Raw genomic sequence first — 26138 nt, 5'->3', positions numbered from 1 at the left:
AACCGATATCATGAAAAACATATTAATAGCCTTTCTTTTATTGACAAGCGTATCCGCCTTCGGTCATGGCGAAGGTTTCAAGGAATCCGATATATTCAAAACCCTCGGACCGAATGACAAAATAGCCCTTCTTATGGTTCACTTCGGGACAACACACGACGACACCCGCGTCCTCACCATCGAGGCAATCAATAAAAAAGCGGCAAAGGCATTCCCCGGCATCGAAGTCCGGGAAGCCTACACCTCCCGCATGATTATGCGCCGTTTGAAAGAAAAAGGTATCGTGAAACCGAATCCCGTGGAAGCAATGAACCAACTCATCGCGGACGGCTATACCCACCTCATCATCCAACCCACGAACATTATCGAGGGCATCGAGATGGAAGCCTTGCGCAAGGAAGTGGCTCTCTACCGCGACAAATTCAAGGACATCCGGCTGGGCAACGCCCTGCTCTACACCCCGGAAGACTACAAGGCAACCGTGCAAGCCCTTGCCGCTTCGCTCCGGGGAAAAGCGAAAGGCGATTGTGTCTTCGTGTGCCACGGCACTTACCACCCGGCAAACTCCACGTACGGGATGCTCGACTACGTGATGAAAGCACAAGGCCACAAGAATTACCACGTGGGAACCATCGAAGGCTATCCCGCCATGGATGACGTTATCCGAGAACTGGAAGCCAACAAGGCACAGGAAGTCACCCTTGTCCCCTTCATGTTCGTGGCGGGCGACCATGCCAAAAACGATATTGCCGGGGACTGGAAAGAGGAACTGGAAAAGAAAGGTTATAAAGTCAACGTTATCCTCGAGGGGCTGGGACAAAACGAGGCGATACAAGACCTGTTCATCCGTCACGCTAAATTCGCCTCTACCCACCAGCGGGAAGACATCATCGTGAAGAAAAAGAAATACGAGAAGACCGACGATATAGACTAATCACATGATTACAAGATTACTCATCCATATCCACAGGATACTGGGATTAATTCTCTGTATCCTGTGCTTCTCGTGGTTTATCTCCGGAATCGTGATGATATACCACTCGTTTCCCCGTGTAAGCCAAGAAGAACGCTTCGCCCGCCAGCAAGCCCTTGACACCGCGTCATTACCCGACATGCAAGACGCGCTCCGCCGCCTGCCTGCCGATGTCCGCCCGGGCGGCATCAGTCTCGACAACCCGGAAGGACAAAACGTGTTCCATTTCGGGAACCGGCGGAAGAGTCATGATTTATACGCCGACACCAATGCCGCGGCACCCGTCGTGAATTACGCCCTCTGTGAATGGCGGGCAAAAAACTGGTGCCCGAACAACAACATTACCCGGGTAGACACCCTGCACGCCCTCGACCAATGGATACCGCTTGCCCACAACAAACGGGAACTGCCCGTGTACAAATTCTTTTATGACGGACCGGAAGAATATCAACTGTACATCTCTTCCCGAAGCGGCAATATCTTGCAATTCACGGATTCCGGCAAACGACTCTGGGCATGGTTCGGGGCTATACCCCACTGGGTATATTTCACGGTCATTCGGGAAAACCAGAACTTGTGGACGCAATTCATGTACTGGTCTTGCTACCTCGGGATGTTCATGTGCTGCACGGGATTCGTCCTCGGCATTCGTTCCTACTGGTTGAACCGCCGGAAAGGATTCCTTCGCACCCCCTACAAGAAACCGTGGTTCAAGTGGCATCACGTCACGGGCTTCTTCTTCGGGATATTCGTCTTCACGTGGATATTAAGCGGATACATGTCCATGGCACCGCTTCCCTCGTGGCTGTTCGGCGAACAGAAACCCCGGGGCATGGTGCGGCAAGGCACGCCGGACAGGGGGACTCCCTCACCCGACACCTACACGCTGGACTATCGCGACGCTATTGCCGCCGTCAGCCGGACACACGGTCCCGTGAAACAAGTGGAATGGACGCATTACGAAGGCATACCCCTGTATAAATTGAGGACAGAGCGGGAAACCGTTACCCTCGACGCCTCTGCCGACAGCATCCGTCCCTTCCGTATCACGGAAGAAATGGTTTACGCCGCCATCAAACACCTCACCCGGGATACCGTCCCCTACACGGTGACAAAAATGGAGGAGTATGACAATTATTACATTTCCCGCCGACGCCCGCTGCCGTTACCCGCGTACAAGGTCGAACTCGACAACGAGGCGAAGGATTGTTATTACTATAACCTCGAATCCTTCCAACCCGCGCACTACGACACGAACGGACGCTGGAAACGCTGGCTCTACCGGGGATTGCACACGCTGGACATCAAGTTCCTCGTCGAACGCCCCGTGTTGTGGACCATCGTTATCTGGACACTCCTTCTCGGCGGAGCCGCCGTGTCATTCACGGGAATCGTGCTCTCGGTGAAATACATCATCCGGTTGTGCAAGAGGCGAAAGAGATAAATTCACCTCTATTAACACTTGCTTGTAAATCACCATAAGACGGCGAGGAAACAGGGGAGTTCTTTTGAAGTTCTTTTGAAGTTCTTTTGGAGTTCTTCTGACGGGGTTAGAAGAACTCCAAAAGATATTTAATAAAACACCAGAATATCATACCTTTTTCCCCGCTGTTTACTCCGGAATTTAGACCGGATTTGATTTGCAATCCAGCCGGTAAAAGTGTAATTTTGCCCGATACTTCAAAATTATGACAATGAACCAAGGAAAAATATACGTCGTCGGCATCGGACCGGGCAGTGAAGAAGACATCACTCCCGCGGTCCGTGCCGCCATCACACGCTCGGATGTGGTTGTCGGGTACAAATATTACTTCAACTTCATCCAATCCGTCATCCACCCGGGTACCGAGTGCATCGACACGGGCATGAAGAAAGAGAAAGACCGTGCCGCGCTCGCTTTCGAGTACGCCGAACAGGGAAAAACCGTTTGCGTCGTCAGCTCCGGCGATGCCGGTATATACGGCATGGCACCCCTCGTCCTCGAGATGAAACGCGAAAAAGCGAGTCCCGTCGAGGTGGAGATACTACCGGGGATAAGTGCCTTCCAGAAAGGAGCCGCGCTACTCGGCGCACCCATCGGGCACGACTTCTGTATCATCTCCCTCTCCGACCTCATGACACCTTGGGAGAAAATCGAACGCCGGATAGAGGCAGCCGCCTCCGCCGACTTCGTGACTGCCGTCTATAACCCGAAAAGCGAAGGACGCTACTGGCAACTCCATCGCCTGAAAGAAATCTTCCACCAATACCGCTCACCGGAAAACCCTGTCGGTTTCGTGCGTCAAGCGGGACGGGATGAACAGGAAATCAAGATTACCACGATAGCCGACTTCGACCCCGAGGAGGTGGATATGTTCACCATCGTGATTATCGGCAACTCGCAATCCTACACGTGGGACGACAAAATCATCACTCCCCGCGGCTATTACCGGGAACAGCGCACCGACGAAGTGGGCATCGGGCAGGAAATCATGATGCGCAGCTTCCGCACCATCGAATCGGAATTACAGAATAAAGATATACCCCTCGGGCGAAAATGGGCATTGCTGCACGCCATCCACACGACCGCAGACTTCGACATGGAGAACATCCTCTACACGGACGACAACGCCGTGGAAACCCTCCACGCCCTCTTGCACGATGGGAAAACACGCACCATCGTTACCGACGTCACCATGGCAGCTTCCGGCATCCGCAAGGGAGCCTTGGAGCGGTTGGGCATCGAGGTGAAATGCTATCTCTCCGACGAACGTGTCGCCGAAATGGCATCCCGCCTGAAAATCACCCGCACGCAGGCAGGCATACGTCTTGCCGCGGAAGAACACCCGGACGCCCTTTACGTGTTCGGCAACGCCCCCACGGCACTCATGGAACTATGCAAACTCACGCGCCTCGGCAAAGCACACCCCGCCGGAGTTATCGGCGCACCCGTGGGCTTCGTCAACGTGCGGGAATCCAAACATATGTTGAAATCGTTCACCAACATCCCGAAACTCATCATCGAGGGACGCAAAGGCGGAAGCAACCTCGCCGCAACACTCGTCAACGCCATTCTTTGCTTTGACGACGCGGAAGGACTGCGACCGGGAAGGGACGTGTAAACAATTGAAAATGCAGAATTGAAAATTGAAAATGACAATACTGCATTTCTAAATTATAACCGATAATTGAAAATTGCCATGAAGTTTTCCTTCATTTTCAATTTTCAATTTTCAATTTTCAATTATTTTATGAACTTTACAATTATAGGAATTGACGACAACGGACAACAGGAGTTCTCCCGGGAAATACTCGGGCTTATTTCCTCGCATACTGTATTCTCGGGGGGGAAACGTCACCACGGCATCGTGCGCCCGTTCTTGCCGGAAGGTTACCGCTGGATAGACATCACGGTGCCGCTCGACAACGTCTTCCGGCAATACGAGGGTGAGGACGAGATTGTCGTTTTCGCTTCCGGCGACCCGCTTTTCTTCGGCTTCGCCAACACCATACGCAAACGGCTCCCGGAAGCGGGCATTCGGCTATACCCCTACTTCAATTCCTTGCAGATACTGGCACACCGCCTCGTGCTTCCCTATCACGACATGCACGTCGTTTCCCTCACCGGGCGACCGTGGCATGAATTTGACCGGGCACTAATCGAGGGACACGAGAAAATCGGTCTGCTTACCGACGAGCAACACTCCCCGGATGCCATTGCCCGCCGGATGCTGGCTTACGGGTACGACAATTACCGGATGCACACGGGTGAACTCCTTGGCAACGAACACGAACGCGTACGCACCCTCTCGCCGGATGAGGCAATAGGACAACGTTTCGTCGCTCCCAATTGCGTTATCCTGCAACGTACTCACGCGCACCCCCGTCCTTTCGGCATCCCGGAAAGCGAGTTTGAACTACTCGACGGACGCACCCGCATGATTACCAAAATGCCCGTCCGCCTGCTCACGCTCGGCATGCTCGACTTGCGGGAACGCCACACGCTCTGGGACATCGGTTTTTGCACGGGGTCCGTTTCCATCGAGGCAAAACTCCAATTCCCCCACCTTCAGGTGGTAGCTTTCGAGCAACGCCCGGAAGGAGAGCATCTCATGAAAACCAATGCCGCCCGTTTCGGCACACCCGGCATAGAGGTACACATCGGAGACTTCACCGCGACCGACCTCTCCGGCATCACGCCCCCGGATGCCGTATTTATCGGCGGACACGGGGGTAAAATGGAAGAAATCATCTGCCGCCTGAACGAGGTTATCACACCCGGCGGCGTTATCGTTTTCAACTCGGTATCACCCGAAAGCAAAGAACTCTTCATCCGCGGTGCCGCCCGACACGGTTTTCCCGTCACGGGAGAACATCGCCTCGCGGTAGATACCCACAACCCGATAGATATCATACAAGTACAAAAAACATCAGCACATGAATAAGATTGCTATTATCATATCCTCAGAACAAGGCTTACAAATCGCCCGCACCATACGGCAAGAACTGCCCGGTACTGAACTTTTCACCAAAGGAGAACAGGCGGATTGCACCGGCATCACGTCAATCACCGCTTTCGTGTCCGAACATTTTTCCCGGTACGATGCCCTCGTCTTCATCGGGGCCCTCGGTATATGCGTCCGTGCCATAGCCTCGTCCGTGCAGTCGAAATACACCGACCCGGCAGTCATCAACATCGACACCACGGGGCGGCACGTCATTTCCGTCCTGTCGGGACACGTCGGGGGAGCCAACCAACTCACCCGCCGGGTAGCCAACATCTTGGGTGCCGAAGCTGTCATCACGACACAAAGCGACAACACGGGCTTGTGGGCACTCGACACCCTTGGCAAAGAACAGGGATGGAAGACCGAAACGACCGCACCGATGAACGACATCATCACGGCATTCGTCAACACCCGTCCCACGGCTCTGCTCCTTGACACGCGGGACAAAGGCACCCGTTATCTGGAACGTACCGCACCGGAACACGTGAAAATATTCTACCATTTCGAGGATATCGACTTCGGTAAATTCCAACTCCTCGTTGCCGTTACCCCGTTCCGGCACGAAAGCCCGATACCCGCGTTGTACTACCGCCCGACAGTACTCCACTTGGGTGTCGGTTGCCGCAAAGAGTGCAATCCCGAGGGAGTAGCGGAAAACATTTTCCACGCGCTCGAATCGGCACGACTTTCTCCTCTGGCTCTGGCGAGTGTATCCACGATTGACCTGAAAAAAGACGAGCCCCTCGTTCACGATATTGCCCGAAAAGCCGGAGTTTCACTGCACGTCTACACGGCAGACGAACTCAAAGATATAGAAGTCCCCAATCCCTCGGAGAAAGTAACGGAAGTCACCTCCGTGCCGGGAGTGGCGGAAACCTGCGCATTGAAAAGCGCCTCGAACACCCGGTTATTACTGGAAAAACAAAAGCACAAGCTATCCGAGGGCAACGACTTCACCTTTGCCGTGGCTCTCGACCGGGCGGCTGAACGCCGGGGATTTATCGAAATCGTGGGTGCCGGACCCGGTGACCCGGAACTTATCTCCGTGAAAGGCAAAAACTTCCTTGAAGCGGCAGACCTCATCCTCTACGCCGGAAGCCTCGTGCCCGTGGAACTGACCTATTACGCCAAACCCGGTGCCACCGTGCGCAGTTCCGCCTCAATGACACTCGAGGAACAATTCAGCCTCATGAAAGAATTTTACGACAAGGGACTCTTCGTCGTGCGCCTTCACACGGGCGACCCGTGCATATACGGGGCAATACAGGAACAAATGGCATTCTTCGACGAGTACGGCATGGACTACCACATCACACCCGGTATCTCTTCCTTCCTCGCCGCCGCTGCCGCCCTGCAATCGCAATTCACCATACCCGAAAAGGTGCAGACCATCATCCTCACGCGAGGCGAAGGACGTACCCCCATGCCCGAGAAAGAAAAACTGCATATGCTGGCACGCTCGCAAAGCACCATGTGTATTTTCCTCAGTGCCTCCATTGTCGACCAAGTACAAAGCGAACTCCTGCAACACTACCCGCCAACCACTCCCGTGGCAGCATGCTACCACCTCACGTGGAAAGACGAACGCATCTTCCGGGGACAATTGCAAGACCTCGCCCGTATCGTGAAAGAGAACAACCTCACCCTCACCACCATGATTGTCGTCGGCGATGCCATCGACAACCGCGAGGGACTGTCAAAACTATACTCACACCAGTTCAAACACCTGTTCAGAAATTAGATAATCATAAATCGTAAATCATAAATCTAAAATATCATGGTCCTCATATTCGGCGGAACAACAGAAGGCAGAACGGCTGTCCGGGTACTCGACGAGGCAGGCTCCCCCTATTACTACTCGACCAAAAGCGACACGCAACAAATCGAGTGTAAACACGGTACCCGTGTTGCCGGGGGCATGGATACAAGCGAGATGCAAGACTTTTGCACCCGCCATGACATCCAGCTCATAGTGGATGCCGCGCACCCCTTCGCCTCTCAGCTGCACGCCAATATAGCCGCCGTGTCCGAACGCTTGGACATCCCCGTCATCCGTTTAGAGCGACTCTATCCCGAGCGGGACGAATCGCTCGTATGGTGCGACTCGTTCGACGACGCCATAGATTACCTTGAACAACACCACACCCACAACCTACTCGCCCTTACCGGGGTACAAACCATCGGCAAGATGCGCCGCTATTGGGAAAAGACACCTTGCTGGTTCCGCGTACTCGACCGGGAACAATCTCTCGACCTTGCACTTCGGGCAGGCTTCCCCCGGGAAAGATTACTCTTCTGGCAGGACAAACAAGACGAGGCGGTGCTATTCCGGGAGATTCAACCGGACGCCATCATCACCAAAGAGAGCGGAGAATCGGGTTTCTACACCGAAAAGATTACAGCGGCAAAAGCCCTCGGCATCCCCGTACTCGTCATTCGCCGTCCCGCGTTACCCGAAAGTTTTTACACCGTAAACGGGGAACACGGGCTACGCTACCGGGTGGAACGACTCGTGCCGGGATTCTTCCCCCTGCGAAGCGGATTCACGACAGGCTCCTGCGCCACAGCCGCCACGGTAGCCGCCCTGCAAGGACTCCTCACGGGCGAACCGCAACAGCAATCGACAATCACCCTCCCCAACGGTGAAACAATCACCTTTCCCGTTGCTTCCTGCACGTTTGCCCCGAACTCCTGCACTTGCGGCATTACCAAAGACGCGGGAGATGACCCGGACGTCACGAACGGCTACACGATATACGCGGAAATTACCCCGTCCGCCACTCCCGGCGTCCATTTTCTACAAGGCGAAGGAGTCGGCACCGTCACGCTTCCCGGTTTGGGCATACCCGTGGGGGAACCAGCCATCAATACCACTCCCCGTGCCATGATGACACGGGAAGCGGAACGTCTACTCCGGGAGCATAAGGATATACCCGGCATCAACATCCGTATCTCCGTACCCGGCGGCAGGGAACTCGCCGCCAAGACATTCAACCCCCGCCTCGGCATCACGGGCGGTATTTCCATCATCGGCACCTCCGGAGTAGTACGCCCTTTCTCCTCGGAAGCCTTCGTCAACAGCATCCGCAAAGAAATACAGGTAGCCAAAGCCCTTGGCTGTAACCACATCGTCATCAACTCCGGCGCCAAAAGCGAAAAGACACTCCGCTCCCGCTTCCCCGAACTGCCCGACCAAGCCTTTATCCACTACGGCAACTTCATCGGCGAAACCCTCAAACTGGCAGAAACCGAGTCCATCCCCTCTGTCACCATGGGCATCATGATAGGCAAAGCCGTCAAACTCGCCGAGGGCAACCTCGACACGCATAGCAAACACGTCGTCATGAACAAAGCCTTCATCACCCGCCTCGCCGCCGAAAGCCAATGCCCCCCTTCATCCATAGCCCGCATTGCCGACATCACCCTCGCCCGCGAACTATGGGACATCTTCGCCCACACCCCCGCTTTCTTCGATACCCTCGTGCAACATTGCTCCACTCACTGCCTCCCCTTACTCTCGCGGACACGTTTAGAGATTATTCTTATTCCGGAAGAATAAGTCCGTCAAAAGATTAAGCAATCAGCAACGAGGACAGGGCGAAAAGCGTTTTGACGCATTTGCCCTGCAACGAGAAAATCGAGTGATTAGATTATCAAAATAATTGCGTATCTTTGCCGAAAATAAATTAGAATGAAAGACACAAAAGAATCCATCATCAATCAACTTTCACCCTATCTATTCTGGGATATAGATAAGGCAACTCTTGATATGGATACTCACCGTGCCTACATTATCAAACGTGTTCTTGAATACGGTCAACTGGAAGATTGGCACGCCATTCTCGCTTATTACACGCAACCGGTCATCATCGAAGTAATCAAAAATGTCCGGGAGTTAGACCCACGGGCTCTTGCCTACATTGCCACGATAACAAATACTCCAATACACCAATTCAAATGTTACACCACACGACAATCGAACCCCACACACTGGAACTTTTAAGAAAGTTACAGGAATTACCCGTATTGAGTAATACCCGACTCGTGGGAGGTACCGCTTTAGCTCTCCAAATCGGGCATCGAAAGTCTGTTGACCTTGATATATTTGGAAATATTCAAACAGATAGTCTTGACCTAATACAGTATTTGAATACAATTGGTAAAGTCATTCAGATAAAAGAATCTCCGAATATCCATATCTTCTCCATAGATGGAATAAAAGTCGACATCGTGAATTATCCATACCCATGGTTATCCCCGCTAAAAATAAAAGACGATATAAAATTGGCTGCTTTAGAAGACATTTGCGCGATGAAACTAGCCGCAATAACAGGAAGAGGTTCAAAAAAGGATTTTATCGACATCCATTTTCTCTTACAACATTTCACTCTAAAAGAAATGCTTGTATTTTACAACCGTAAATACACGGATGGCTCTTCATTTTTAGTATTAAAAAGCCTTTCGTATTTTGAAGATGCAGAAAATGAACCTTCTCCCGTCATGTTGACTAATACAAGTTGGGATACGGTAAAAAACAATATAAAAACACATTTACAAAAACAGACATGAAAAACAAAACCAAAATTACTCGGGAAGACTACTTGAAAGCAACGAGGAAAGCCCGAAGGGAAGAAGAGATACGGGAGCATCTCCATCCCGTGAACATCAGCAGGGTTCACAAATCAAAGAAAGTTTACAACCGCAAAAGAAGCAAGGCGGCTCTGAATAAGGAGCTGCCTTATTTTTTTACCCTTCCGGCAAGACAGCAGGCATAGCGCTTAACAACTCTTCAATCGTCTGCACCTCTAGGACGGGCTTTCCCGGCACGTTAATCCTGAAACCCGAAGTTGTCAAATCACCCGTTTCCACGTACACCCCCGACTCCACGTTCCGGTTAGCCAACACCCCGTTACGCTGCAACGCCTTCCGCACCATGGCATACTTTTGCCCGTGTCCCTGTAAGCGCACACGCGAAGTATATTGATTCTCTATCCGGAACAACCCCGTTTCCATATCAAAAACAATCCCTTTACGGGCAAAAAAACTACTCAAATGTCCCTCCAACGCCAAATCTTCCGGTGTGCCTATCGTGATGCCGTGTTGCTTATCCATCAGCCATATCTTGTCGGCAATCTGCAAGGCGAGTTCCAAATCGTGCGTCGAAAGAAATATAGTCTTCCCGGTTTCCCGTGTCAACTGGTGAAGTAACTGCATAATCTCCACCTTACTCGGGAAATCCAAAAATGCCGTCGGCTCATCCAAAAATATCACGGGTGTCTGTTGCGCCAACGCTTTCGCTATCATCACCTTCTGCCGCTCCCCGTCACTTAGCGTGTGTACCATACGGGAAGCCAGATTCTCAATCCTCACCAGCGCAATCGACTCCTCCACTATCCGGCAGTCCTCCTTGTCAAGCGTTCCCCAGAAACCGGTATACGGACTTCTTCCCATCCCTATCAACTCCCGGGCACTCATGTTGCGCACGTCGCATTTCTCGGTCAGCACCACGCCTATCGTCTTCGACAACTCCTTGTCTGAATAAGTACCGAGCTCCCGCCCCATAATAAAAATCTCCCCTCCCAACTTCGGTTGAAATGCCGACAAGGTACGCAAAAGCGTGGACTTTCCCACTCCATTCGCCCCCAAAAGACAAGTCAACTCCCCCCCGTGTATCTCCGTGCAAATCCCTTGAGCCACCACCTTCGTGTCGCTCTTACCCTTGTACCCGATAGAAAGATTTACCAAACGAACCATAACCCAAATTTAAAATCACAAATCGTAAATCATAAATCGTAAATCATTAAATTTCCACCTCATTCCTCTTCCGTTTCCCGAACAACACCGACGCCACCACCGGCGCCCCGACCAATGCCGTCACCGAATTCACGGGCAAAGCCCCCTCGAACCCCGGCAAACGGGCTATCAGATTACAAAGCAACGCCAGCGAAGCCCCCACCAGCATCGAGGTCGGCATCAATATCCGGTGGTCTGAAGTCTGGAATATCGCGCGACACAAGTGAGGCACCGCCAACCCCAAAAAGATAATCGGACCGCAATAAGCCGTAACAATCGCCGTCAACACCCCGGAGCAAGTAATCACCCACACCCGGGCACGATTGATATTCAATCCCAGATTACGGGCGTACCCGTCCCCCAGCATCAACAGATTCAACGACTTAATCAACAAAAAAGACAGCGGGATAATCACCGCCATAATCGTCACGAACAACATCATCTGGTTCCCCGAAACCCGGGCGAAACTACCCAATCCCCAAATCACGTACGCCTTGATATCCTCCTCCACGCTGAAAAACTTCAGTACCCCGATAACGGCATTCGCGATATACCCTATCATCACCCCGATAATCAAGAGAGTAACACTCCCCCGTATCTTCCGGGAAGCGAAAACGATTAATCCCATCACGGACAACGCCCCCACGATAGCCGCAACAGACAGCGCCACCTCCCCGATAAATCCCAGACGACTCAAAGCCACTCCCCCCAGTTTACCGGACAACAACACCACGAAAGCCACCCCCAGACTCGCCCCCGAACTGATACCCAGCACGGAAGGTCCCGCCAACGGATTACGGAAAATAGTCTGCATCTGCAACCCGCTGATAGAAAGTCCCGCACCCGCCACCAACGCCGTCAACGCCTGCGGCAACCGGGACTTCAAAATTATATTCTGCCAAGCCACCGGTTCATCCCCGCTACCCGTCAGCACGTTCCAAACCGATGAAAACGGGATAGCCACCGAGCCCAACAACATATTCAATAACAAAAACACCACGATAGACACCGTGATAAAAAACATCCATATCGTATTTCTCCCTCGTCCCATGCACTCTTATTTATTAAGCAAATCGTAATACACCGGTTCATGGTCGGGCAACACCCCCGGGTGAAACACCCGAATCATATCGGCAAGCACCACCTCCGGTTCGGCGGGCATACTCTCGTAAAACGGCTTCTCCCGCATGTTACAATAAATGACACGTTTATCCTTAAAAGCCTTGAAATCAGCGTAACGCTCGTCTTGCGCCTTCAACGCGGCATAACAATACTCCCCGGCAAAACTATTCGCAATTCTCCAGTAGTCGGCACTCTCCGCCTGATTGTACACCGTCTCGAAATCCAACGTCACCCCACCCGAACGGGGGTCGTCTTTCAAGAAATAATCCGCCCCCGCGTCATGGAAAAGCTGTGCCAGAAAACTCTTTCCCCCCACGGCATACCACACCCCGCCTCTCAGCTCCCCGCTAAACACCACGGGACGACGTTGCACGTCACCGACCATCGCTTTCAACGAATTATACCGGTTCTCTATCCGGTCAAATTCCAATCCCGCCTTATCCTCCATTCCCAGCAACACCCCCACGAACTTAATCCATTCCGCCTGCCCGAGAGGAGTCATCTCCTTGTACCCGAGATGCGGCACTAGAGGAATCCCGATATCTTTCACGGCATCATACCCCCCGCGTTTAAAAGGCGAAATCAACATCAGGTCGGGATTCAGGCTCATGATAATCTCGTTATCAAAATTCCCCTCTATCCCGATACGGCGAGTCTTCCCCTCGTCCACCCGCTTCTGCATCTCCCCGTTAAAAAGAAAACGGGTACTCGTGATACCCACCACCCGGTCCGTCGCGTCCAGTTTGATAAAATTAGACAACTGCAAAGAAGTCATGCACACCACGCTCCGTACCGGAACCTCCACCACGGGCAACTCTGCCGGGGTTTGCACCTTCTTTCCCCGGGGAATCAAAGCGTACTGGTAACACGTGTGGCTACTCTCCTGCGGGTCTTTGACATTCAACACGGCATACCCGTCCCGGTACTCCAACCAAAACCCTTTAGCGTATTTAATCCGAACCCGGGGAATCGAATCGCTCCCCGCCTGAACGGTCTGTTTCTCGACCGACTTCTTACTCGTTTTCGACTTGCAGCAACAAAACACTCCGCAAGCACACAAAATACACAATAAACGTACTAATCCATTCATCTCTTTTCCTCCGAAAGTATTAATCATTCGTGTCATCTGGCAGGTTTTCTGGCTTGTCATCTTTTCTCCTTCCCGGATTCCAATCCAGTGGTTTTATAGAAAAAATCTGCCCACCCTCGAGGCAGGAAACGACTTTACAGCTGCGGGGACAGCCCCGGAATTTCACCGGATTCCCTTTTCTTCCAACACGGAAGCACCAAGACGCCTGCAAATATATAAATATTATTTTGAGCGTATCCGTTTTTTAACGACTTTTGCACCCGGAATCAGTTCAAAAGGTCCATAAAGTCCATAAGGTCCATAAAGTCGTAAAGTCCCAAACACCAGAAACATCACGACAACTTCGAGAACTGACCTTATGGACCTTATAGACTTTACGGACTTTATAGACTTAATAGACTATGAAAGTAATCAGCATCTCCCTCGGTCCGGGCGATCCGGAGTTAATAACGGTCAAGGCATTAAAAGCCTTGCAGGAAGTTGACGTAATCTATTGCCCCGGTACGAAAAGCAAAGAAGGGACTTTCAAATCATACTCCCGGGACATCATCCTGTCCCTACCCGTCGAGGCTAGTAAAATCCGAGTCTTCCACGTCCCGATGTCCAAAGACCGCACGTTTGCCAACCGGGCTTACGATGAACTCTGCCTCGAAATCGCGGCACGGGTTGCCGAGGGGAAAACGGTTGCCGTCACTGCCGAAGGCGATTCCGGCTTCTACTCTTCCGGCAACTACATGTTCGAAAAACTCGCCTCCATGCACATCCCCACCTCCGTCATTGCCGGAGTACCCGCGTTCATCGCCGCGGGAGCGGTATCGGGACTTCATATCGTGAAACAAGAAGAAAAACTCATCGTCCTACCGGGTAAAACAACGCCGGAAGAACTTCACGAGCTCACCACCACGAACCACGTTATCGTCATCATGAAATTATCGCAATGCACCGATACCGTCCACGAATTCATCCGTCAACACCCGGATGCCGAATACCACTATTACCAAAACGTGGGCACCGCGAACGAACAACATGAAACCGACCGGAACGCCCTCGTGGAAATCGAATTCCCTTACTTTTCCCTAATGATTATACGACCTGCCAAAAGAATCTCTGTCGGCTAACCCAACAATTGGCACAAATATTGCGTACAAGGAAATCACGAGATGAATGATTGTTTAATCTATGCTAATTTAACTTTATCAATCTGAAATGATTCGACATACACTATATATCGCGTTATTATGCGTCCTGTCGCTTTCCGCCACCGGGCAAGACACGGTCACCGTTGACACCACACCCGTGAAGACCGGATTCTTCCATCGGTTCTACCGTTATTTCGCGGACGCCAACAAAGAGAAAGAAGAAAAGCGATTCGACTTCTCCATTATCGGGGGACCGCATTTTTCAAGCGACACCAAACTGGGACTCGGGCTCGTGGCATCCGGGCTATACCGTATCGACCGGCACGACAAAACCATCTCCCCCTCCAACGTCGCCATCTACGGAGACATCACCACCACGGGATTCTACCTGCTGGGAATCCGGAACAATAGTATTTTCCCGCGTGACCGTTTCCGGCTCAACGCCAACATGTACTTCTTCTCCTTCCCCAGCGAATTCTGGGGCATCGGTTATGAAGCCGGCAGACATGAAGACCGCAAAACCGAATATAAACGACTGGAACAACAAGTCAAACTAGAACTCCTGTGGCGTCTGGCTCCCAACCTCTACGTGGGTCCCAACCTCATGTTCCGCAACGTGAACGCGAAAGATTTCGACGACATCAGCTTCCTCAACGGGGCACCCAAGAACGTCACCACCTTCGGGCCCGGAATCATCATCTCGTATGACTCGAGAGATTTTATCCCGAACCCTTACAAGGGAATCTACGTACAACTGGAGCAACAGTTCTTTCCCGGCTTCCTCGGTAACGATCAGGATTTCAAGCGTACCAGCTTCGACTTCCGGTATTATCACAAAGCGTGGAAAGGAGCTATCGTTGCCACGCAATTACAAGGAATATTCAACTACGGGGACACCCCATGGAGTATGGTTGCCCTGATGGGCGGTTCGTACAGCATGAGAGGTTACTACGAGGGTCGCTACCGGGACAATGACCTGATACAGACGCAAGTAGAACTCCGTCAAAAAATATACAACCGCCACGGCATAACCGCGTGGGCAGGTGCCGGAAACGTGTTTCCGGACATGGACAAGTTTAAATGGAGCCACACCCTGCCCACTTATGGCATCGGCTACCGTTGGGAATTTAAAAACAGAATTAACGTAAGATTGGATTATGGTATCGGCAAAGGCGTCAAAGCATTCTACTTCAATATTAACGAGGCTTTCTAAAGGACTTGTCAACTTCGTGAAAAAGAGCAAAACCCTGTTCTGGCTCTTCATCGTGTTGAACCTTGTCCCCAACTTCTGCCTGATATTCACGGAACCTCTCTCCGCGATCGGGAAGATCATCCTGATCCTTGTTCCCTTGAGCATCTACATGATCGTCTTCTCGCTCTTCAAACGGGCGGGACTCATGCAACTCATACTCATCCCCATGCTTATCCTGCACGCGTTCCAACTCGTGCTATTTTACCTCTTCGGGGAATCCGTCATTGCCGTGGACATGTTCCTGAACCTGCCCACCACGAACGCGTCCGAGGCGGGCGAACTGCTGGGCAACATCTGGCCATCCATTATCATCGTGTGCGTCCTCTACATCCCGGTCATCGTGCTGGCTTCCATCGCGGTCCATCACAAGGTAGTCCGCCCTGCCGCTTTCCGCCGGAAAATGATCACGTGGGGACTCGTGTTACTCATCATCGGCTCCGGTCTTACCGCTTACGAGAAAAGACGGGACAACACCTACGAGGTAAAAACAGACCTCTACCCGGCGAACGTGATGTACAACTTCTACTTTGCCTGCAAGAAATGGAACCGCAGCATGGATTACCCCGTCACCTCCAAGGACTTCACGTTCTGCGCCACACGGGATACCGCCCATGAACGCCGGGAAATATACGTCCTCGTCATCGGGGAAGCCGGACGTGCCGAGAATTGGAGCTTGTGGGGCTATGAACGGGAAACCAACCCGAAGTTGAAAAACGAGGCTAACCTCGTCTTGTACAAAGACGCCATCACTCAATCGAACACCACGCATAAAAGCGTGCCTCTCATCCTGTCTGCCGCCGACGCCTGTCATTACGAGCGCCTGTACACCCAAAAAAGTGTAGTGACCGCTTTCAAGGAAGCCGGATTCAAGACCGTGTTCCTTTCCAACCAAGTACCGAACCGCTCGTTTACCGACTATTTCGGCGAGGAAGCTGATTATTACAAAAACATCCGCCCCACCGAGGACGGCGGTTTAATCACGATCAACAATTACGACGAAGCCATGTTACCTTTCATGCAGCATTATATCGACTCGCTGGCAAACGCCAACCTCCTCATCGTGTTCCACACTTACGGTTCACACTTCAATTACAAGGAACGCTACCCGGAAGAGTTCGCTCACTTTACCCCGGCTGACGCCACCGAAATCGAATACAAAAACAAGGCACAACTCGTCAACGCCTACGATAACAGTATCATTTACACGGATCATTTCCTGCACAACGTGATCGAGATATTACGCGCCTCCGGCAGCGACGCCACCATGATTTACTCCCCCGACCACGGGGAAGACCTGCTCGACGACAGCCGGAAACGCTTCCTGCACGCCTCGCCGATCCCAACCTATTATCAGCTACATATCCCGTTCATGATCTGGTTCTCGAACAACTACATCGAGGCACGTCCCAATTTCTATCAAGTGGCACGCTACAACAGCAACGCACCCGTTGCCACGAACCATATTTTCCATACCCTGCTGAACCTTGCCGAGATCAACACCTCGCACTTCGAGCCGGAATTTTCGCTAGTCAACCCGGTTTTCAAACGACAACCGCGTATGTACCTCGGTGATCACGACAACCCGATCAATTACTACGAAGTCGGTTTGAAAAAACAAGACAAAGAGATGGTGCAACAGCGAGGCATGGATCACACGGTAAACACTTCCTGCAAAAACTAGGGATATACTCCTGTAAACCAACTGTTACATAACCCCGGCAGGTGACTTTCGGGTGAGTATTGGGCGGGTATTAGGCGACATCGCCTACTCATCGCCCACAGTTTGCCCACTCTTCGCCCACGATTTAGTAAACAATAGGCTTTTTTAACACCAACGACATGCCTGTCCTCGCGATGATTCACCGGACAATAAATTCGCACGTGCCACAGATTGAGATTAAAGAAGGGGCATTGAAGGGTATGTCAACCGTTCTGTTACAATTTTAACACGGGGACACAATATTGAAAAAATACCTCGTTCCTATTGCCGAAGCAATGCTTATTCACTATTTTTGACCCGGTAATAAAACAACTAACTTATATACAAGAAATGCCGTAACAGGCTTTCAAACAATTAAAAATCCATTCGAAATGAAAGTAGCAGTAGTAGGCGCAACAGGTCTTGTAGGAAGAAAAATGTTGCAGGTTTTGGAAGAAAGGAATTTTCCGGTAACAGAACTGATACCGGTCGCCAGCGAGCGTTCCGTGGGTAAAGAAATCACCTTCAAGGAAAAAAACTATAAAGTCATGGGAATGCAGGACGCTATCGACATGAAACCCCAAATCGCTATTTTCTCCGCCGGGGGGGACACCTCCCTCGAATGGGCTCCCAAGTTTGCCGCCGCGGGAATAACCGTGGTCGACAATTCCTCCGCGTGGAGAATGGACCCCACGAAAAAACTCGTGATACCGGAGATTAACGCCGACACGCTGACCCGGGAAGATAAAATCATAGCCAATCCCAATTGCTCGACGATACAGATGCTGGTCGCCTTGGCTCCCCTGCACAAGAAATACGGAATCAAACGCGTGGTGGTATCCACTTACCAATCCGTCACCGGAAGCGGTCTGAAAGGCATCAACCAACTGGAAGGTGAACGGGAAGGCAAAGAAGTAAAGAAAGCCTACGCTCACCCCATCGACCGCAACTGCCTCCCGCACTGTGACTCATTCACCGAGAACGGGTACACGAAGGAAGAGATGAAACTCGTGAACGAAACGTGCAAAATATTAAACGACGACACAATTAAAGTAACCGCCACAGCCGTGCGGGTTCCCGTCGTGGGCGGACACTCCGAGAGCATCAACCTCGAATTCGAGAAAGACTACGACTTGGACGAGGTTCGCACCCTGTTGGCTCAATCCCCCGGCATCGTCGTGCAAGACGAGCCCATGCAAAATCTCTACCCCATGGCAATCACCGCCAACGAGCGGGACGAGGTCTTCGTGGGACGCCTCCGCCGGGATTTCTCCCAGCCGAACAGCCTCAACCTGTGGGTCGTTTCCGACAACCTCCGCAAGGGAGCCGCCACGAATGCCGTGCAGATAGCGGAATACTTGAACAAGCATAATCTAGTATAACATGAGGGCGTGTTTCGACATGCCCTCTCGTCCATAAGGTCTAAAAGTCCATCATGTCGTAAGGTCAAATGCACAAGTAACCAGTATATTATAACACTGACCATCAAAGTATTATCAAATCACTGACTTTATAGACTTTAGGAGCCGAAGGCTCGACCTTATGGACTTTATAGACTAGAGGTGTGTCAAAACACACCTCCATGTTGCAAATTTTTCTTCTCTCCCCTGTCACCCTCTAGCATTTTTTGGGATTAGTATAAGTAGTAAATCACTTAAATAAAATCTAAAACATGAAATGCTATTATTTCTTTTTACTTTTCACACTAATCTCTTGCGCCACCTCACCACGTCACGGGAACAATATAAAAATCTCCATTGACGTCGACGAACTACCGGAAATCGGGCTGGGCATATCAACAACAGAATATGACGTAAGAGTCATTGAATTCGACTCCGCCAAACACGGAGAACGTATCATAGACAACGCCGAGGCAATCTACCTAACTTTACACAACGGATTCAGTGAACGCAAACAAATTTACGCGGAGAAAGGGGATCATATCCACCTTACATTCGATGGTAAAAAACTTCACGGCACGTCCAAGCTCACAGGGGACCGTCCTCCTATCACGGAATACCTCTCCCGCTGGAAAGCCGTATTCCCTTCCCGTAACATTTATTCTTTGCCCTTGCCAGAATTTGAAACAAAATTGAAAGAAGCGATACAGGAAAATTCACGCTTGCTAGATTCTTGCGAAAACACACTGAAAAAAGCAAGCAAGAAATTCGTGAAACTGGAACACGCTCGTATTAAATATTTACTCGGCTCCGTTCTTTTGAATTATCCTTACGCTCACGGCTGGCAAAAGAAAGAAGAAATCGAAGCCAATTATTACACCACGCTCAAAAACTGGCTCGAGGAAGACAAAGATTACCTTGACCTTCAAGAATACCGGAACTTTATCACGCACGCGTGTTCTTTCCTCAACGCACAGAACGAAGCTAAGGCAACAACGCCTTACGAGAACGTGTTACAACGCATACAATATATCACCCAAAATTTCAAACAAGATGAAGTGATTCAATACTTCATCTCCACTTGGGCAAATGAATACGTGCAACGCAACGGAATTGTACAAATAGAGGAACTGGATAAAATAACACGCGAAAAACTAACGAACCCGGAATTATTATCCCGATACACGGACGTTTACGATAGCTGGGTTCGCATTGAACCGGGTAACGAAGCGATAGATTTCTTCGCAAGGGACTCGACGGGAAAAGAATTTTCCTTAAAAGATTTCCGGAACCAGTACGTCTGCCTTTATATCTGGCAGAACGTTTTTCCTTGTATCGCCGAATTTTCCTACCTTAATAAATTAACCCCATTATTCAAGGAAAAGAATATTCAACTGGTTAACCTTTCCATTGAACCCAAGAATGAATATTGGAGGGAAGTTATCAGGAACAAAGATATCCAAACAGGCACACACCTGTATTTGGAAAAGACAAGGGAATTCCTCTCGGGATACCACTATAATCCCCAGACTATTTTCCAATTTATATTAATCACCCCGGACGGGAAAATCGCAAGGATTAATCTTCCCAAACCCTCATCCGGCGAATTTGAAAAATACCTGTCAGAGCAATTTTAAAACAATAAATATAATGACAAAGTACAATCATTAACATGGTTGTATTTTGTCATTTCTACTGTTTTTTGTTTATTTGCAAATAGAAGAACAGCTGCAATTATGACAAAGCCCGATAAATTCATACAAGGAATAAACAGCAAAGACCCACTCGCGTGGAAAGAATTGTATCGCTTTTATTACGGGGCTCTGTGCAATTACTCGTCTTCTATCATAAACGAAACAAACATAGCGGAAGATATTGTTCAAGAATGTCTGGTTACAATCTGGAAATCAAGCCTACATTTTCAAGACGTCAAAATATTGTCATCCTATCTATACCGCTCGGTGTATAACAACACGCTAAAATACATCCGGGACCAAAAAGTGGAAGACAGGCGAAAAGCGGAATGGAGTTCGGTGCAAGCGGAAGAGGAGGAAGATCTATTCTATCAAGCTATCGAGGAAGATGTCATTCGCAAATTACGGATGGTCATAGCGCTTCTCCCCGAACAACGCCAAACCATACTACGGTTAAGCATAGACGGGCTTTCCATTCAGGAAATCGCATCACAACTCGGTATTAGTGCTAACACTGTCAAAACGCAGAAAAAAAGGGCATATTTATTTATAAAAGAAAATTTAAAAGAGTATTTCGGTTTATTGTTGTTACTGGAAATATTAAAATAATCACGACAAGAAAAAAAAATCACGTCAGCTGTCACCCGCCAAACCACTTTTGGGATATAGTGTACAACAAAAATGACTGTATCATGAAGTGGAACTCTTTACATGAAAAATCCGATTGGCTGTTTCGCCAAGTCTTGAACAAGGAAAAGCAATCCTCACACGAGGATTCCCGACTGGAAGATATTGCCCGGAAATTTTCCGATGACCGATACCTACGCCGGAAAATAGAGGCTCAGGAACGGTTCGATTATTTGAAAGCTTATCACAAAAATATCACCCCGACAAAAATAACGCCGAAGTATACCTATGTAAGAATCGCTGTTGCCATTCTAATTTTGATTGGTTCGGGGACATATATATATACACGTCAAGAACATCAGAAAAATAAACAAGACAACGAGATATATTTATCAGACATCCATCCCGGAAAGCAACAGGCATTACTAATCACGCACAACGGACAGAAAATCGAACTGAATCGAAATACCCGACAAACTATAGAACAAAACGGGACAAAGCTCCAAATCGACACAACAGGTCTGCAGTACAAACCGACTACCCTCGTCCCGACGGGGACTATCCGCAACACGTTGATCGTACCCCGGGGCGGGGAGTTCACGCTGACTTTGTCTGACGGGACCAAAGTATGGCTGAACTCCGATTCGCAACTTACTTACCCGGTTAATTTCACCGATTCAACACGGGAAGTAACCATATCGGGAGAAGCCTATTTCAGCGTCAATCACTCGGATGTTCCTTTTATCGTGAAAACAGACAGAGGTAATATCACCGTGTTGGGAACGGAATTCAACGTGAACAATTACCCGGGAAACAGGGAAACCACAACAACCCTCGTAAACGGGAGAATTGCCTACATCGCTCCCGACGGGGAAAAGTTTATCCTGACTCCCGATCAACAAATCGTTATAAAACAAGACGGACAAAAAGAAATAAAAATCGTGGACTCGCGTTACTCTACCTCATGGAAGAACGGTATGTTCCTGTTCCAAGAAATGAGGCTGGAAGACATCATGAACCAACTCGAAAGATGGTATGACATCCACGTATTTTACAGGAATGAAGCAGTAAAGAACCTGCATTTTTCGGGCGATTTGAGCCGTTTCAAAAACATCAGTACATTCATCGAAATGTTCGAGAAAAGCTCGGATATAAAAATCGAAGTCAGAGGGAAAAACATCATCGTCGGAATATAACATACCAGAGATACCACTGGACTATCATATCAAATAATAAAACAACATTATGGAAAAAAAGAAAAGAACAGCGTACATCTTTGTTAGTTTTCTATTCTTATCCGTTTCATTATTGTGCAGTAAACAGACCTACGCGCAAGACAAGACGGTAAACTTGAACTACAAGGATGCCTCTTTCGTGGAAGTCATCAACGAGTTCCGCAAACAAACCGGAGTTAAATTCATGTACAACCTCGAAAAAGTAAAAGACAAAAGGTGTAAAGACCTTGTCGTCGAGAACACTCCCGTGAAAGAAGCCATTGACATCGTACTGAAACATTTCGGGTTATCTTACTCGATGGTAGAGGGAGTGGTCGTGGTAAAAGAAAAATCGGAAGAACCGCAAACGAAAAGAGTCATTAAAGGAACCGTGTTTGACGAAAGCAAGGAACCACTTCCCGGGGTGACAGTTCTCATCAAGGGGACAACCGTGGGCGTTTCCACGGACGTGAACGGAAATTTCAGCATCACAATTCCCGACACCGGAGAACAAACCCTCATTTTCACTTTCATCGGTATGCAGAGACAGGAGGTTGCGTGCAAAGACGACAAACCGTTGCGTATCGTCATGAAGCTGGACGAAACTCAACTGGAAGAGGTGGAGGTCGTGGAAACGGGTTACAACCGTCTTCCCCGCAAAGATATGGTAGGTTCTTTCACCACGGTAAAGGCCGAGGATATCCTGATGCCCGGAGCCAACTCCATCGATCAGATGCTGCAAGGCAAGATTCCGGGAATGGTGGTTGTGAACAGCTCTTCCCGCGTAGGTAGCAAACCGCAGATCACTATCCGCGGTCGTTCCACACTTCTAGGTAATACCGACCCGTTGTGGGTGGTAGACGGAATCATTCAGGCAGACCCGCTTGACATTGATGCTACCCAATACATTGCCTCTGATTTGAAGAATTTAATCGGGAACCAAATTTCATGGTTAAATCCGGCAGATATCGAGACCATCACTGTACTGAAAGATGCTTCGGCAACAGCCATCTACGGTTCGAAGGCGTCCAACGGGGTTATCGTTATCACGACAAAGCAAGGCAAAACGGAAAGAACGAGTGTCCGCTACTCCGTGAACTTCTCGATGCGGGCACGTCCGAATTACGGAATGTTTAACCTCATGAACTCCAAAGAACGCATCCAGTTCAGCAAAGAGGCTTATGATGCCGGCGCTCGATACCAATCTGATCCGCTGCCCCAGATTTACACTTACGAGGGTTTGATGGCATTGTATAACCAACGTAAAATCTCCGAAAGCGAATTCACGCACTACATGGAATGGCTGGAGTCATGCAACACGGACTGGTTCGATTTGCTGACACGCAATTCCTTCAGCCATAACCACAATCTAAGTATTTCCGGCGGCTCAAAGAAAACTACCTACAATGCTTCATTCGGGTATAACAATAGCCGTGGTATTGAAATCGGTGATGAATTAAACCAATTTACCTCCCGTTTGAATGTTACATCCCAACTGTGGGAAAAAGTAAGAGTAACGTTCAACATGAACGCCAGCATAAACAACGGGAAGGGATTCGGTCCCGGCGTATCGCCGCTCTCGTACGCCACGAATACCAGTAGAGCTGTTCCCGCCTTCGAGGAAAACGGTGCCCCTGTATTTTACAAGGAATACGGCTCGTACACTTGGAACGGATTGGAAAAAGGGACTTTGCAATACGGTTTCAATTTCATGAATGAATTTGACAACAGCTATTCCAAGAACAAAAATACCCGCATAAGTTCAACGGTCAACCTAGATTGGGATATCACTAATTGGTTGAAGTACTCATTTGTCGGTAGCATTTCCACCACCAGTAACCATTCCAACGCTTATGCCGGAGAAAAAACGAAATACATTGCCAGTAATTACCGGGGGTACGATTACGGAACGGAACGACCTAATTCCGATAAATTCAATGCCGCCATGTTGCCTTATGGAGGTCAATTGACGACTAACACCACTAACGCGACCAATTACAACATGCAGCACAAGGTGAGCATTTCACGCACGTTTAACGACATCCACCGACTGAATGCCATGCTGGCGGTTGAGCTCACCTCCAATGTCAATAAAAACAACACCAATACCGTATGGGGGTACGTCCCGGAACGAGGCGAAATTCTAGTAAAACCGACGGCTCCCTCCCAAATTATCCCTATATCTTATAGCAATGTCGGGGACTGGGCTGCTTTCGAAACCCTTTTCACAGATGGTGGTTGGAAAAACACGACCATTACGAACAATTCATTGTCCTTTTTCGGTACGATTGCCTATGCTCTGAAAGATCGTTATGTGCTAAACGCAAATATCCGCGGCGACGGTTCCAACCGTTTCGGGCAAGATTCCCGGAAAAGATTCGACCCGACTTACTCTTTCGGCTTCTCGTGGAGAATGGCAGAAGAAAACTTTATCAAGGATAATATTGTTTGGCTCAACCAATTGAATCTGCGTGCCACGTACGGAATACAGGGATACGTGGTCACCACGATCAGTCCCGATTTGATTTGCCGCCAGCAAGGAGTTCTTGCCGGGTATAATGAATACAATATCACCATATCCAGTATTCCCAATCCTTATTTGAAATGGGAGCGTACCCGTACATGGAATTTCGGTTTGGACATGCAATTATTCAAGGGCATTAGCATGGTCTTCGAATATTACGGTAGACGTTCGAACACGTTCCTCTCGGAAAACGTGGCAGAAGAGTACGGTATGCCCTCATTGCTTTTGAACGGCGGACGCATCAAGAACGAAGGAGTGGAATTCTCCATAAACATAACTCCCTACAAACGAAAAGACTTTGTTTGGACTGTCGGTTTCAACGCTTCCAAGAACTGGAACTCATCGCAAAGCGACGACGTGACGACCAAGGTGAATAAACTCACGAAAACCTCATTCATCAGTGGGAGTGGTAATCGTCCTTTGAAAAAAGGCTATCCGCTAGGAGCTTTCTGGTCGTATTCTTTCGCTGGCTTGAATCCTGAAAACGGTTACCCGGAGTTCAATTTCATCGATTACGAGACCGCCGATCCTGAAATAGATCCTACTACATTCTTGGTTTATTCCGGTTCGAAAGATCCCTATTTCACTGGAGGTTTCAATACCAGTGCCCGTTACAAATCATTGCAGTTGTCGGCTTATTTCTCCGCTTTGGTGGGTGCCAAGAAACGTTTGCCTAATCCATACTCGGATTTCAGCAACGGCAAATTGCCCAGCCCGCTCAACAATCTATCCAAAGATTTGAACAAACGCTGGAAGAAACCGGGAGATGAGCAATCCACTATCATTCCGGCATTGTACACTTCCGTGGACAATATATTTAATTTAGCAACACCGGACGGTAATATCTCGAATTCACGGTATAGCATGTGGGCGAATTCGGACGCGATGGTTGTGAATGCCTCATTCTTCCGTTGTACCTCCATTTCCCTTTCATGGAATATGTCTCAAAAGTTGTGTCAAAAGTTCGGGGCAACTTCATTCAGCGTCAGCGCAGCGGTAAGCAACCCGTTTGTCATCGCCAGCAAACGCTTCAACGGATTCGACCCCGAATTAAGTAGCAATTCTTCACAAAGTGTTATGCCCAAAGTATTCTCCTTTGGCTTGAGTCTCGGATTTTAATCAAT

General features: G+C 49.6%; 20 protein-coding genes and 1 riboswitch. Of the genes, 17 read left to right on the top strand and 3 right to left on the bottom strand.

Features of this window, described 5'->3' with window-relative positions; genetic code table 11:
• The first annotated feature begins 10 nt into the window (after positions 1-10).
• The 9 genes from L0M98_RS10225 (at position 11) to L0M98_RS10185 (ending at position 10235) form a co-directional block, all read left to right on the top strand.
• Entirely contained in the window at positions 11-934 is a 924-nt protein-coding gene (locus L0M98_RS10225; RefSeq protein ID WP_227215697.1) for a sirohydrochlorin cobaltochelatase, read from the top strand.
• Positions 935-938: 4 nt separating this feature from the next.
• Positions 939-2417: a PepSY domain-containing protein gene (locus tag L0M98_RS10220; protein ID WP_227215698.1), complete on the top strand. Its 1479-nt coding sequence runs from the start codon at positions 939-941 to the stop codon at positions 2415-2417.
• Positions 2418-2667: 250 nt separating this feature from the next.
• A complete protein-coding gene (cobJ, locus tag L0M98_RS10215; RefSeq protein ID WP_227215699.1) occupies positions 2668-4074 on the top strand; it encodes a precorrin-3B C(17)-methyltransferase in 1407 nt (468 codons plus the stop codon).
• A 129-nt stretch (positions 4075-4203) separates the two neighbouring features.
• Positions 4204-5397 (top strand): precorrin-6y C5,15-methyltransferase (decarboxylating) subunit CbiE, encoded by a 1194-nt coding sequence (gene cbiE / locus L0M98_RS10210; RefSeq protein WP_227215700.1) that lies wholly within the window; start codon positions 4204-4206, stop codon positions 5395-5397.
• Positions 5390-7201, top strand: coding sequence for a precorrin-4 C(11)-methyltransferase (gene cobM / locus L0M98_RS10205; protein WP_227215701.1), 1812 nt, complete (start codon positions 5390-5392; stop codon positions 7199-7201). Before cbiE ends, cobM begins: the two co-directional genes overlap by 8 nt.
• A 36-nt stretch (positions 7202-7237) precedes the next feature.
• Positions 7238-9019, top strand: a complete 1782-nt coding sequence (gene cbiD, locus L0M98_RS10200; RefSeq protein ID WP_227215702.1) for a cobalt-precorrin-5B (C(1))-methyltransferase CbiD — start codon at positions 7238-7240, stop codon at positions 9017-9019.
• Positions 9020-9151: 132 nt separating this feature from the next.
• The gene (locus L0M98_RS10195) at positions 9152-9463 is read left to right on the top strand and encodes a DUF6922 domain-containing protein (RefSeq protein WP_099290879.1); all 312 of its coding nucleotides are present in this window, start codon (positions 9152-9154) and stop codon (positions 9461-9463) included.
• On the top strand, positions 9418-10029 hold the full coding sequence (locus L0M98_RS10190; RefSeq protein WP_227215703.1) for a nucleotidyl transferase AbiEii/AbiGii toxin family protein: 612 nt from the start codon (positions 9418-9420) through the stop codon (positions 10027-10029). The genes L0M98_RS10195 and L0M98_RS10190 overlap by 46 nt, the downstream gene beginning before the upstream one ends.
• A complete protein-coding gene (locus tag L0M98_RS10185) occupies positions 10026-10235 on the top strand; it encodes a hypothetical protein (RefSeq protein ID WP_227215704.1) in 210 nt (69 codons plus the stop codon). Before L0M98_RS10190 ends, L0M98_RS10185 begins: the two co-directional genes overlap by 4 nt.
• Here L0M98_RS10185 and L0M98_RS10180 read toward each other — a convergent pair.
• Genes L0M98_RS10180 through L0M98_RS10170 form a run of 3 tightly spaced genes read right to left on the bottom strand, consistent with a single transcriptional unit; the run spans position 10207 to position 13465 of the window.
• Positions 10207-11214 carry an ABC transporter ATP-binding protein gene (locus L0M98_RS10180; protein WP_227215705.1) on the bottom strand — a complete coding sequence of 336 codons (1008 nt, stop codon included), beginning with the start codon at positions 11212-11214 and terminating at the stop codon, positions 10207-10209. The two genes, L0M98_RS10185 and L0M98_RS10180, sit on opposite strands and share 29 nt — an antisense overlap.
• Before the next feature lie 46 nt (positions 11215-11260).
• The gene (locus L0M98_RS10175; RefSeq protein ID WP_370645640.1) at positions 11261-12277 is read right to left on the bottom strand and encodes an iron chelate uptake ABC transporter family permease subunit; all 1017 of its coding nucleotides are present in this window, start codon (positions 12275-12277) and stop codon (positions 11261-11263) included.
• Positions 12278-12310: 33 nt separating this feature from the next.
• On the bottom strand, positions 12311-13465 hold the full coding sequence (locus tag L0M98_RS10170) for an ABC transporter substrate-binding protein (protein WP_370645639.1): 1155 nt from the start codon (positions 13463-13465) through the stop codon (positions 12311-12313).
• Between the two features lie 21 nt (positions 13466-13486).
• Positions 13487-13681, bottom strand: a riboswitch (cobalamin riboswitch).
• A 185-nt stretch (positions 13682-13866) separates the two neighbouring features.
• Here L0M98_RS10170 and cobI point away from each other — a divergent pair.
• The 8 genes from cobI (at position 13867) to L0M98_RS10130 (ending at position 26133) form a co-directional block, all read left to right on the top strand.
• Positions 13867-14583, top strand: a complete 717-nt coding sequence (gene cobI, locus L0M98_RS10165) for a precorrin-2 C(20)-methyltransferase (RefSeq protein WP_227215707.1) — start codon at positions 13867-13869, stop codon at positions 14581-14583.
• 88 nt (positions 14584-14671) lie between these two features.
• Positions 14672-15817, top strand: a complete 1146-nt coding sequence (locus L0M98_RS10160; protein WP_227215708.1) for a BamA/TamA family outer membrane protein — start codon at positions 14672-14674, stop codon at positions 15815-15817.
• Positions 15818-15833: 16 nt separating this feature from the next.
• Entirely contained in the window at positions 15834-17537 is a 1704-nt protein-coding gene (locus tag L0M98_RS10155) for a lipid A phosphoethanolamine transferase (protein ID WP_227215709.1), read from the top strand.
• A 410-nt stretch (positions 17538-17947) separates the two neighbouring features.
• Positions 17948-18937, top strand: a complete 990-nt coding sequence (locus tag L0M98_RS10150; RefSeq protein ID WP_227215710.1) for an aspartate-semialdehyde dehydrogenase — start codon at positions 17948-17950, stop codon at positions 18935-18937.
• Positions 18938-19227: 290 nt separating this feature from the next.
• Positions 19228-20592, top strand: coding sequence for a peroxiredoxin family protein (locus L0M98_RS10145; protein WP_227215711.1), 1365 nt, complete (start codon positions 19228-19230; stop codon positions 20590-20592).
• Between the two features lie 99 nt (positions 20593-20691).
• A complete protein-coding gene (locus L0M98_RS10140) occupies positions 20692-21258 on the top strand; it encodes an RNA polymerase sigma factor (RefSeq protein ID WP_227215712.1) in 567 nt (188 codons plus the stop codon).
• An 83-nt stretch (positions 21259-21341) separates the two neighbouring features.
• Positions 21342-22472 (top strand): FecR family protein, encoded by a 1131-nt coding sequence (locus L0M98_RS10135; RefSeq protein ID WP_227215713.1) that lies wholly within the window; start codon positions 21342-21344, stop codon positions 22470-22472.
• Positions 22473-22521: 49 nt separating this feature from the next.
• Positions 22522-26133: a SusC/RagA family TonB-linked outer membrane protein gene (locus tag L0M98_RS10130; RefSeq protein WP_227215714.1), complete on the top strand. Its 3612-nt coding sequence runs from the start codon at positions 22522-22524 to the stop codon at positions 26131-26133.
• The last annotated feature ends 5 nt before the right edge of the window (positions 26134-26138 follow it).

This window comes from Butyricimonas sp. DFI.6.44, from assembly GCF_022132345.1.
GTDB lineage: Bacteria > Bacteroidota > Bacteroidia > Bacteroidales > Marinifilaceae > Butyricimonas > Butyricimonas muris.
This window is presented reverse-complemented; position numbering and strand designations above follow the sequence as displayed.